10 protein-coding genes are annotated in these 11,992 nt (G+C 43.8%); 5 read left to right on the top strand and 5 right to left on the bottom strand.

Features of this window, described 5'->3' with window-relative positions; translation table 11 throughout:
* The first annotated feature begins 106 nt into the window (after positions 1–106).
* Positions 107–835 carry an efflux transporter transcriptional repressor VdeR gene (gene vdeR / locus R7040_RS04425; RefSeq protein ID WP_005376423.1) on the top strand — a complete coding sequence of 243 codons (729 nt, stop codon included), beginning with the start codon at positions 107–109 and terminating at the stop codon, positions 833–835.
* Positions 836–906: 71 nt separating this feature from the next.
* Here vdeR and gcvT read toward each other — a convergent pair whose 3' ends face one another.
* Together gcvT and R7040_RS04415 are read right to left on the bottom strand one after the other, a co-directional pair.
* Positions 907–2,025, bottom strand: a complete 1,119-nt coding sequence (gene gcvT, locus R7040_RS04420; protein ID WP_137282664.1) for a glycine cleavage system aminomethyltransferase GcvT — start codon at positions 2,023–2,025, stop codon at positions 907–909.
* 260 nt (positions 2,026–2,285) lie between these two features.
* Positions 2,286–2,909 carry a helix-turn-helix domain-containing protein gene (locus R7040_RS04415; RefSeq protein ID WP_005376429.1) on the bottom strand — a complete coding sequence of 208 codons (624 nt, stop codon included), beginning with the start codon at positions 2,907–2,909 and terminating at the stop codon, positions 2,286–2,288.
* Positions 2,910–3,288: 379 nt separating this feature from the next.
* Here R7040_RS04415 and R7040_RS04410 point away from each other — a divergent pair, with 379 nt between their 5' ends.
* The 3 genes from R7040_RS04410 (at position 3,289) to gcvP (ending at position 8,009) form a co-directional block, all read left to right on the top strand.
* The gene (locus R7040_RS04410; RefSeq protein ID WP_005376430.1) at positions 3,289–4,584 is read left to right on the top strand and encodes a serine hydroxymethyltransferase; all 1,296 of its coding nucleotides are present in this window, start codon (positions 3,289–3,291) and stop codon (positions 4,582–4,584) included.
* Positions 4,585–4,637: 53 nt separating this feature from the next.
* Positions 4,638–5,018 (top strand): glycine cleavage system protein GcvH, encoded by a 381-nt coding sequence (gene gcvH, locus R7040_RS04405; RefSeq protein ID WP_005376432.1) that lies wholly within the window; start codon positions 4,638–4,640, stop codon positions 5,016–5,018.
* A gap of 126 nt (positions 5,019–5,144) precedes the next feature.
* Positions 5,145–8,009, top strand: coding sequence for an aminomethyl-transferring glycine dehydrogenase (gene gcvP, locus R7040_RS04400; protein WP_318081080.1), 2,865 nt, complete (start codon positions 5,145–5,147; stop codon positions 8,007–8,009).
* A 242-nt stretch (positions 8,010–8,251) separates the two neighbouring features.
* Here gcvP and R7040_RS04395 read toward each other — a convergent pair whose 3' ends face one another.
* The 3 genes from R7040_RS04395 to R7040_RS04385 form a co-directional block, all read right to left on the bottom strand.
* The gene (locus R7040_RS04395) at positions 8,252–8,653 is read right to left on the bottom strand and encodes a VOC family protein (protein ID WP_064354751.1); all 402 of its coding nucleotides are present in this window, start codon (positions 8,651–8,653) and stop codon (positions 8,252–8,254) included.
* Between the two features lie 250 nt (positions 8,654–8,903).
* Positions 8,904–9,731 (bottom strand): MBL fold metallo-hydrolase, encoded by an 828-nt coding sequence (locus R7040_RS04390; RefSeq protein WP_318095431.1) that lies wholly within the window; start codon positions 9,729–9,731, stop codon positions 8,904–8,906.
* A gap of 266 nt (positions 9,732–9,997) precedes the next feature.
* Complete coding sequence (locus R7040_RS04385; protein ID WP_250156979.1) at positions 9,998–10,888, bottom strand: LysR family transcriptional regulator; 891 nt, start codon at positions 10,886–10,888, stop codon at positions 9,998–10,000.
* A 108-nt stretch (positions 10,889–10,996) separates the two neighbouring features.
* On the opposite strand from R7040_RS04385, the gene R7040_RS04380 reads away from it, so the two are divergent.
* Positions 10,997–11,908 carry a DMT family transporter gene (locus R7040_RS04380; protein WP_005388780.1) on the top strand — a complete coding sequence of 304 codons (912 nt, stop codon included), beginning with the start codon at positions 10,997–10,999 and terminating at the stop codon, positions 11,906–11,908.
* Positions 11,909–11,992 lie beyond the last annotated feature (84 nt).

The raw sequence follows: 11,992 nt of genomic DNA, 5'->3' as shown, positions 1-11,992 counted from the left end.
TGAAATTGATCAACATATTTTCCAGGTGGATAGCAAATTAATTAGTCAAAGCGTTCGGTTTCTGGTAAAAGTAAGCGCGTGATTAATATTCGGGAAAATTCGAACTATGAATGAAAGAAAGCAGGGGCGTAGAAGTGCTGAAGCAGCAGAACAAACTAAGTGTCTGATCCTTAAAGTGGCAGCAGATATGTTTTGTGAACTTGGTTACGAGCGTGTCTCGCTGCGCAATATCAGTGAAAAGGCTGGTGTTTCACATAGTTTGATCCGTCACCACTTCGGCAGCAAAGAGAAAATCTGGCAAGCGGTTAGCGATGCAATGGACGAGTTCATGCAGTGCTATATGGCTGAACTCATCAATGAAATGCCGGAGAACACACCTTCGAATAGAAAAATTTATCTGTTTATGGTTCGCATGCTAGCATTTGCTCTCGTCAATCCTCATCCAGTACAGATGATCGCCGATGCCATTCGACAAGGCGATGACGGTGCTCTACTGCAGTATTTCTTAAAGTCAAAAGATGAGTTCGCTGCAATATTTACCGGAATTTTCGAGCAGTACAACAGCGAAAACCCTAATGCACAATTTGATCAGTGGGAATCAAAGTGGCAAATGTTGATCTTCGCACATGGTGCTGTCAGTCTCGCGCCAATGATGCAAGAAACATGGCCGGATATTGCAGATAATCGCGAAAAACTGCTGATCAAGCATTGGGAATTGTTTAATACCATTATGGCCTCTCAATTTGGGATCCCAAAAGAAGAGATGATTCATCCGGAAAAGCTTGAAGATATCGTTATTGATATGTGCTGTACTATTGATGAAGCAGTAAACTAAAAGTAAACAAGCGAAAAGAAGACATAAAAAATGCCGAGCTACAAAGCTCGGCATTTTTGTTTCAATTCGTTTTAACCACGGTAGTAGCGTTGTGGTACGAACGGCATTTTTTCAACTGTCATTGGTAGCATTTTGCCACGCACTTCAGCGAACACTTCAGTACCAATCGCCGCCAAATCCGCACGAACATACCCCATTGAGACTGGCTTACCTGCATTCGGGCCCGCCGTACCGCTGGTTACAACGCCAATTTTAACGCCGTCAGCATCAAACAGTTCAACACCTTCACGCACTGGCGCTTTGGTTTGACCTACTAGACCCACACGCTTACGCGCCACATCTTTAGTCTCAATCTGCTTAAGAATAATGTCTGCGCCAGGGAAACCACCTTCACGTTCACCACCAATACGACGAACTTTTTGGATACCCCATAGCAAGCTCGCTTCAACGGGTGTTGTTGTTGTGTCTAGGTCATGACCGTATAGACAAAGGCCACACTCAAGACGAAGTGAATCACGAGCACCAAGGCCAATCCATTCAACTTCATTTTCCGCAGTCAGTTTACGTGCTAGCTCTTCCGCTTTGTCAGCAGGAACCGAGATTTCGTAACCGTCTTCGCCTGTATAACCACTACGAGAAACAATGCACTCGGCGCCTAAAATATCGACTTTACGAATATCCATGAACAGCATTTCAGAAACTTCTGGTGCAAAACGCACCAATACAGCCGCCGCTTTAGGGCCTTGGATTGCAAGTAGAGCTCGGTCTTCGATAATTTCTAGCTCAACACCAGATGGTAAATGCGCTTGTAGGTGTGCGATATCTTGCGCTTTACATGCTGCGTTCACAACCACAAACAGATGATCGCCTAGGTTAGCCACCATCAAGTCGTCCATGATGCCGCCCTCTTCATTAGTGAAAAAAGCGTAACGCTGTTTACCAGACTCAAGATCCACAATATCCACTGGGACTAATGTTTCTAGGAACGCAGCTGCACCGTCACCAATTAGGCGAAGCTGTCCCATGTGAGAAACATCAAACAGACCTGCCGCATCACGAGTATGTAAGTGTTCCTTCTTTACGCCTAGAGGATACTGAACAGGCATATCGTAACCCGCGAACGGGACCATTTTGGCACCAACTTCAACGTGAAGTGCGTGTAGTGGTGTTTTCAGTAGTTCTTGAGTCATTTTCGTCTCCATTTAGATAGACCCGAGAATGCTATCGGCATTCGATGTGTTTCCAATAATAAACATGGCTCATTCTATTTTGCACGAACAAGACGTAGATCGACTTGCAAAAGTGTGACTCTTAACATTTTAATCACAACAAATCGTACAAAAAAAGCGCTTTAATGAGCAAGTTCTCATCAAAAAAGCGCTTTTTCATCATAACGACCACCAACAGCAATCGTTTGCTTTCACTATAGGAAATTTACAAGTATTTATCACTATTTGGCTGTCACCCACAAAATGAGCGCATCTTCCTCGCTAACACTGGTCAACATATGTCCCATATTTGCATCGTAATAAACGCTGTCTCCCTCGCTTAAAACAACAGGTTCGTAAAACTCAGAATAGAACATGACCTCACCAGATAAGATAAGTAAAAATTCTTCGCCGTCATGACGAACCCAGTCTTTATATTCATCAAAACTACGAGCTCGAATTTGGCTCTTAAACGGCATCATTTTCTTATTGGAAAGTTGAGTAGCGAGCAGTTCATGTTCATAAGTTTGTGTTGGGTGTGGTTTACCTTCATTCTTCTTGGTAACATCCCTGCGCCCTGTCGCTACCTTTTTTCTAGGTGGTTCAAAGAGTTGTGGCATGTCAATTTGTAAGCCTAGTGCCAATTTTTGCATCGCTTGAAACGTCGGGGAGATCTGCTCATTTTCTATTTTGCTCAGTGTAGATCGAGCAAGCCCGGTTCGCTGACTGGCCTCTTCTAATGTGATACCGAGTTTCGAGCGGATATCCTTAATACGCTGGCCCAGTTTTAACGGCTCGATATTTTGGTCATGTTGCTCTTTTGCCAACGTCATCGATGGGTATTCATCGTAAATACTTTCTGCCATAAATCCCTCTATAGATATCCATATTTTTTGTCTTACTCGCATTGTGCATGAAGCACATAGTGGATAGAAGTCCACCAAGTGAATTAAACCGTGCTCTTGTTAACAAATTTTGAAATCTTGTTTCCTATAGGAAATTTTTGGTTGATTGTTCCCGTCACAGGCGCTATGTTACCAACTTGTTAGATGTAGAGATGCATATTTCCGTAAGAGATTGGTAAAGGAAACACGCAATCCAACGGAGTTTTTGCCCAAATTTAGGGCCGGATGTTCACTCTGTTCTGCTACGCAGTTCAGCTGTTTTTGAGGACAAATGAACCACAACCGCAAATCATAACTCATCTATTGCGGGTTCATTTTCAGATTTGGAAGGTCAACTACCATGAATAAGAGTTACCCTAACCACAGCTTGGAAAACTTTTTCTCTACCAACCTCTCTGCGACAGATGATGCTGTCTTTGCTGGAATTCAAGCGGAATCCGCTCGCCAAAACGAACAAATCGAACTTATCGCTTCTGAGAACATTGTTTCTAAAGCGGTAATGCAAGCTCAAGGCACATGCCTAACAAACAAATACGCTGAAGGCTACCCAGGTCGTCGTTACTATGGTGGTTGTGAGCACGTAGATACAGTGGAAGCCATTGCTATCGAACGCGCAAAAAAACTTTTCAATTGTGAATACGCAAACGTTCAACCACACTCAGGCGCACAAGCAAACGGCGCAGTAAAACTAGCACTGCTTCAACCTGGTGACACCATTCTTGGTATGTCTTTAGACGCAGGTGGTCACCTGACGCACGGTGCACGCCCTGCACTTTCTGGTAAATGGTTTAATGCAGTTCAATACGGTGTTGATCGCGAAACACTGGAAATCAACTACGAAGATGTTCGTGAGCTAGCACTTGAGCACCAACCTAAAATGATCATCGCAGGTGGTAGCGCTATTCCACGTACTATCGACTTTGCAAAATTCCGTGAAATCGCAGACGAAGTAAATGCAATTCTTATGGTCGACATGGCACACATCGCCGGTCTTATCGCAACAGGCGCGCACCCTAGCCCACTGCCACACGCACACGTTGTTACGACTACAACACACAAAACATTGCGTGGCCCTCGCGGCGGTATGATTCTTACTAACCACGAAGACATCATTAAGAAAATCAACTCAGCCGTATTCCCTGGCCTACAAGGTGGCCCACTGATGCACGTTATCGCAGCCAAAGCGGTCGCATTTGGTGAAGCGCTTGGCCCTGAATTTAAAACTTATATTGATTCGGTGATCAATAACGCAAAAGTCCTAGCGGAAGTATTGCAAACTCGCGGTTGCGACATCGTAACTGGTGGCACAGACACGCACCTAATGCTGGTTGACCTTCGTCCGAAAGGGTTGAAAGGCAATAAAGCAGAAGAAGCTCTAGAGCGTGCTGGGATCACATGTAACAAAAATGGCATCCCATTCGATACAGAGAAGCCTATGATTACATCGGGCATCCGTTTAGGAACGCCTGCGGGTACAAGCCGCGGCTTTGGCGCTGAAGAATTCAAACTCATCGGTAATTGGATTGGTGACGTACTGGACGGTTTAGTGAACAACCCTGAAGGTGACGCAGAAGTTGAAAAACGCGTTCGCAAAGAAGTAAAAGAACTTTGCAGTCGCTTTCCTCTATACCAGTAAACGATTTTTTTAAAATCATAATAATTCCTGACAAGTTATTCGGAGATTAAGCAATGGACAAAACACTGAAGTTTGCAGATAGCCACGAGTGGGTACGTGACAACGGTGACGGCACAGTAACAATTGGTATTTCTGAGCATGCACAAGAAATGCTAGGTGACGTGGTATTCGTTGACCTACCAGACGTAGAAGACGAAGTTGAAGCAGGTGAAAGCTTCTCTCTCGTTGAATCTGTAAAAGCAGCGTCAGACATCTACGCACCAATCACTGGTGAAATCGTAGAAATCAATGAAGAACTAGAAGACAGCCCAGAGCTAATTAACGAAGAGCCGTACGAAGGTGGCTGGATCGTAAAAGTGAAGATGTCTGATGTATCTGAACTAGATAACCTGAAAGACGCAGACGAATACCTAAACTCTATCGAAGAAGAGTAATTAGGATGTGACGAAAGCTGTTCCCTAGCCTGTTTAGAGAACAGCTTTTTTTCTAGGTTCGGACGTATAATTTAATTTATCAGTAACGCAAATCCGTTACCCGAACCAAGGAGTAGGTAAAGGACAATGACTGAATTACTTCAAAGCCTCAGCACACAAAACGAGTTCGTTGCTCGCCACAATGGACCAAACAAATCTGACCAACAGAAAATGTTGGAAGCGATCAACGCAGTTAGCCTAGATTCGCTTATCGACGAAACCGTACCAGCACAAATTCGCCTAGAGCAACCAATGAGCTTGGCAGAAGCGAAAAGCGAAGCAGACATGCTGGCAGCAATGCGTAAGTTCGCCGATCAGAACCAAGTTAAACGTACATTCATTGGTCAGGGTTACTACAACACCTTCACGCCGAACGTGATTCTACGCAACGTGATGGAAAACCCGGGCTGGTACACCGCTTACACCCCTTACCAACCAGAGATCTCACAAGGTCGTTTAGAAGCACTTCTAAACTACCAACAAATGGTGATGGATCTTACTGGTATGGAAATCGCGAACGCGTCATTGCTCGATGAAGCAACGGCAGCAGCAGAAGCGATGACACTTTGTAAGCGTGCGGGTAAAAGCAAGAGCAACGTATTCTTCGTTGCTGACGACGTTCACCCACAAACCATCGAAGTGGTAAAAACTCGTGCGAAATTCATCGGCTTTGAAGTCTTGGTTGGTTCTTTAGAATCACTACCAGAGCAAGACGTGTTCGGCGCACTAGTTCAATACCCAAGTACAACAGGTGAAGTTCGTGACCTAACGGACATCATCGCTAAAGCGCAAGCAAACAAAACACTAGTGACTGTAGCAACGGACCTTCTTGCTTCTACCCTACTTAAACCTGCAGGTGAAATGGGCGCAGACGTAGCAATCGGTTCAGCACAACGTTTTGGCGTGCCGATGGGTTACGGCGGTCCACACGCTGCTTTCATGGCAACGCGTGATAAGCACAAGCGTACAATGCCTGGCCGTGTTATCGGTGTTTCTATCGATACCAATGGTAACAAAGCACTGCGTATGGCAATGCAAACGCGTGAACAGCACATCCGTCGTGAAAAAGCGACATCAAACATCTGTACTGCTCAAGCACTGCTAGCGAACATGGCGTCTTTCTACGCGGTTTACCACGGCGCAGAAGGTCTACGCACTATTGCTCGTCGTACACACCACATGACAGCCATCCTAGCCGCTGGCCTAACTAAAGGCGGCTTCGAGCTTGCTCACAACAGCTTCTTCGACACCATCACTATCAACACAGGTGCACAAACTGAAGACCTATACGCGAAAGCACTAGCCGCAGACATCAACCTACGTAAGTTGGGTACTCAGCTAGGTGTGAGCTTCGACGAAACTACAACCGTGGCAGATGTAGAAGCCCTATTCGCAGTATTCGGTGTGAAAGAAGAAGTCGCAGCACTATCAACTGAAATCGCAGGCAACGAGTTTGCAGCCATTCCAGAAGCATTGCGCCGCACAACAGAATATCTAACACACCCTGTGTTTAACACGCACCACAGCGAAACACAGATGATGCGTTACCTAAAACAGCTAGAGAACAAAGACTTCTCACTCACGCACGGCATGATCCCACTGGGCAGCTGTACGATGAAGCTGAACGCAGCAGCAGAGATGATTCCAGTAACTTGGCCTGAGTTTGGTTCGATCCACCCGTTCGCACCAGCAGAACAAGCAGCTGGTTACGCTGCACTCGCAAAAGACCTTAAAGAAAAGCTATGTGAAATCACTGGCTATGACGCATTCTCACTACAACCAAACTCTGGTGCATCGGGTGAGTACGCAGGTCTTATCGCGATTCAACGCTACCACGAAAGCCGTGGCGAAGGTCACCGCAACGTATGTTTGATCCCAAGCTCTGCGCACGGTACTAACCCTGCGACAGCATCTATGGTGTCAATGAAAGTGGTTGTGGTTAAGTGTGATGAAGAAGGCAACATCGACATCGACGACCTAGCAGCGAAAATCGAGAAACACAAAGACAACCTATCAAGCATTATGATCACTTACCCTTCTACGCACGGCGTTTACGAAGAGAAAGTGAAAGAAGTGTGTGAAATGGTTCATGCCGCTGGTGGTCAGGTTTACCTAGACGGCGCTAACATGAACGCGCAGGTTGGTCTAACATCACCAGGCTTCATCGGTTCAGACGTTTCTCACCTAAACCTACACAAAACCTTCTGCATCCCGCACGGTGGTGGCGGTCCGGGTATGGGTCCTATCGGTGTGAAATCTCACCTAGCTCCTTTCTTACCAGGGCATATTGAAGACGGTGTAGAAGGCGCAGATTTCGCAGTATCAGCAGCAGATATGGGTAGCGCTTCTATCCTACCTATCTCTTGGGCTTACATCGCAATGATGGGCGAACCTGGCCTAACAGATGCAACAAAAGTAGCAATTCTGAACGCAAACTACGTGATGGAAACACTTCGCCAACACTACCCTGTTCTTTACCGTGGCAAAAATGGCCGCGTAGCGCACGAATGTATTATCGACATTCGTCCGCTGAAAGAAGAAACAGGTATCAGCGAAGAAGACATCGCGAAACGTCTAATGGACTACGGTTTCCACGCACCAACTATGTCGTTCCCTGTAGCGGGCACGCTCATGGTTGAGCCAACGGAATCGGAAGATCTAGAAGAGCTGGACCGCTTCTGTGATGCGATGATCGCTATCCGCGAAGAAATGGAGAAAGTGAAAAACGGTGAATGGCCACTGGATAACAACCCACTTGTTAACGCGCCACACACACAAGTTGATCTTTCTGCTGAAGATTGGGACCGCCCTTACTCTCGCGAGATTGGCTGCTTCCCGTCTAAAGCGACCAAATCTTGGAAGTACTGGCCAACGGTAAATCGCGTAGATAACGTATACGGCGACCGTAACCTAATCTGTTCATGCCCAAGCATCGATAACTACGAAGATTAATTTTTGTAGTCTCTAAATCGACAAAGGCGAACCGTTTGGTTCGCCTTTTTGTTTTTGGTGTGCCGCCCTAACACTTGTTGATACATCGAGAAGGAATTATGGCTAGTTATTGTTTGCACAAAAGTGATTTAGAAATACAGTAACTTCTGAGAACCTTTGAATTAGCACTAATATCTCAGAGCCTTAAAAGCTTGTTGGAAACTCCTCATGAACACTATGTTATGCAGGTGCTGTGTAGTTTCTCAGTTCAGTTGCAGTAAGTCCCACTTATTACCATAGAGATCTTGGAACACCACCACTGTCCCGTATTCTTCCACACGAGGCTCTTCATTAAATACAACACCATTTTTCTTCATCAACTCGTAGTCACGCCAAAAATCATTAGTTTGCAGAAACAGGAAAACACGACCACCTGTTTGATTTCCTACTGCATGCGTTTGCTCCGGTGTACTCGCTTGAGCTAAAAGTAGGTTTGTACCATTGGAGTTTGGAGGAGAAACTTGAACCCAGCGTTTACCACCACCTAGGTGGGTATCTTCAACCAGAGTGAATTGAAGTTTTTGAGTATAGAACTCGATAGCATCGTCGTAATTTTCAACGACTAGAGCAATGTTTCCGATTTGCTGCTGAACAGTTTTGGCCATGATGATTTCCGCTGTGTCAAAACGCTAATTGTACGCTATTTTGAGACTTTTCCAGAAAGCACGTAACGCCTTGCAAAGGTTTAAGGCACACAATACGAATGTTTACGCACAGCGCCTTTGTCACTAGAACCGACAAACAATATAGCTGCTACCAGTGTCGAATCTTGATTGAGCAACTTATTAAAGCCTTAGCTATAACTCAAGAGCAAATCTCTAACCTAATAACGAAGGCTGCTCGTATACCATGGTATTATAGTTCTTCTAGTTTTCCCTTAGCTAAATCTTCTTGTTGCTTAAGGGACATGCAGAAGTTTGCCTCACTGATAAACGGGTTACCGCTTGTGCCGAGCTTCTTCCTATTTTCAAAAAGGAAATTTTTATGTGGATGGTTCGAAAGGTTAACGTTCACAATAGGTGCCTGTAGTGAAATTTTTCTAATTTTCTCCATGCTAGTCAGGAACTGGCCAATAACTTCTGGATCATTGCTACTTACGCTATGCCCACCAACGATAAAAGCACGATATTGTTCGCCATTATCTTCAACAGCGAAGTCTAAGGAATAGTCACCTTCCGTGTGGCCAGGTGTGAGATAGAACTTAAACTCATGTCCACCAATAACCATGGAGCTATCGCTTTTTATCTCTATGTCTAAATTTGGAGGAAGGAACTTGTTCTCACCTTCGCTTTTGTTTGATTGCTGTATAGATAGTTCATGAGCGCTTTTGGTCATCACGACTTTGGAACCATACTTCTCTTGAAGTAACTGGGCGCCCCCAACGTGGTCAGAATGCCCATGAGTTACCAATATGTGCGTTATTGGCTTATCTTTTAGCCCTAGCTTCTCTAGGTTGATAGGTATCCACTCAGAGTAAGGGAAGTCAAGCGTATCAATGATAACGAGTCCGTCGTCTGTAGCAATGGCATATGATGAGACCCACTTGTCTCCTACATAATAGACATTATCAAACATCTGAAATGGTTCTACATAACCGTTCTTATCATTCATTGCTGGAACATATTGACTTAAGGAAGCAAAAGACGAAGCACTGAAAAGTAAACCTACAATAATTTTTTTCACGAAATCGCACACAAATATATCCTTAATAATTTCTTATAGAACTTCGCGGATGAGAAAGCTCTAAACGATTTTCAGAGGCAAATACAACTGCAAATACTTTCTACTTAGCTTGAGTTTTAGCTGACCGAATCACTTGTAAACTCGAATCCCATTAACTGCCTATGTATTCATGATTCTTTTAGAGGTTAAATAAATGAACTCAATTGAAGCAGAGTCATGAAGCTTCAATTGAGGTTACCGGCACAGCACAATGTGATAAACCTCTTTCAAGCAAACATTTGAATGCGATTTTTCCAATTTAAGACATGTTCAATAAATGCATCAACTCTTGCAGGCCTTTTATCGCGGTCTCGATACATAATGAATACTTCTTTACCCGAGCATTGCCATTCTGGCAACAAAGGCAGCAGGTTATGTTGATCATGATTTAGCTCATGAAAGTAATAGGTTGGAATCCACGCAATTCCTAAACCATGGATGACGGCGTCTCTAACTAGCAGTACATCATTTGAAGTGAATTGAAACTTTAGCGGATGATCAAATGTTTCATTGGTGATTTGATTAACTAATTTCCATTGGCAGTCGTTGTTTACCGTAATTAGGCGATGATGAACAAGTTGTTCTGGATGGGTAATCGGTTGGTGTTGTTCTAAATAGCTTCGTGATGCACAAAGCGCAAATGGAATCGACCATAATTTCTGAGCAATCCAGTCTTGTTCAATAAGATCACCAAGACGAAAACTAACATCGACACGGTTAGATACAAGATTGATTTTTTCATTCTGTACATCTAAATCGATACATATCTTCGGATGTTGCTCTGCAAATTCATAAACGCACCGCTTTAACCACATCTGTGTCATGTTAATTGGCGCTGATATTTTGATCGTTCCGCTTAAAGACTGACGCTCAGTCGCAATTCTCGATGTCACATTATTTAAGCTAAGAAGTAACGGCTCACAGAGTTGATAATATTTTTCGCCATCAGTTGTTAACGCAAAGTGGTGTGCACTGCGGTTAAATAGTCTGCAATTTAAGTTTGTTTCTAGCCTTTTTAACTTCCGGCTTAGCGTGGCTAACGGGACATTAAGACGCTCAGATGCTTGTGTTAGGCTTTGATAGCGAGCAACAGAAACGAATAACAAAAGGTCATCCAAAGAGTGACGTTCCATATTTGGGATTAACCCTCTTAAATTTGGCTATTAAAAATCAAATATGAAATATATAGCATTATCGCGTCAAGTTAATTTTTATCAGGAAGATCTATGTCTAAGCATTTATCAATTTGGTGCGGTGTTGTTGTCGCTATCTTTTTTTGGTCTAGTAACTTTAACGTAATAAAGGCTATTAATAGCGATGTCTCTCCTTTGGATTCAGCGACGTTACGATTTTCCGTTGCAGCTTTAATACTCTTACTGATAAGAGGTACTAAACGCTCTCCATATGGAGCCAAACTCACACGAAAAAGTATGTTGTCGTTGTTTGTTATAGCAACCGTGGGTGTAACTATCCAAAACTTCTCTATTTTCTCTGCAATGAGATTTACTACCCCAGTTAACGCAGCGGTTGTTCAGGCAAACCTACCACTTGTCACTATCTTGTTGTCGGGCTTTATTCTCAAGACTTCCATTTCGGTTAAAACTATTTTAGGTGCACTAATCAGTTTTTGCGGAGTGGTAATCGTCATTACAGGGGGAAATATTCATTCTATTAGCAGCAATAGTAATATTGGTGATCTATACATGTTATTTGCTTTAATTAGTGGGTGTTTATACACAATTCTAGCGAAGCGTTTAACATCTCATATCCCAGTAACTCAGCAGTTACGTTGGGTGTTAAGTATTGGTGCCATTCAAATGGTCGCTATAGCGATGTACCACGGCGACTTTAGCCGTAGCTTAAATGCCATAACATTTAAAGACCTAGCATTAATAGCTTACATGAGCCTGTTTGGAACTTTGATTGCTTATTACTTTTGGATGAAAGGCGCTATCGTTCTTGGTCCAGATAAGATGTCTCCATTATTTAATATTATGCCGGTATTCACTCTACTGATTTCGTTCATTTCTGGTGAGCAGGCTCAATGGGAAAATGTTTTAGGCGTCTTTATCGTTGCGGCTGGTGTGTATATAGGTAACTCAGCACCTTTTGCTCGTTTACGGAAGGTGGTGGAGTAAAAATAGACGCCAACCTTAAGTCCATTATTTAGAGCAATACTTTGTTAATTGGCATAAGTTTTCTTGGTTTCCAATAGGTACACT

Source organism: Vibrio sp. 1069 (genome assembly GCF_033340555.1).
The sequence above is the reverse complement of the archived record's forward strand: the minus strand, read 5'-3'. Positions and strand labels throughout refer to the sequence as shown.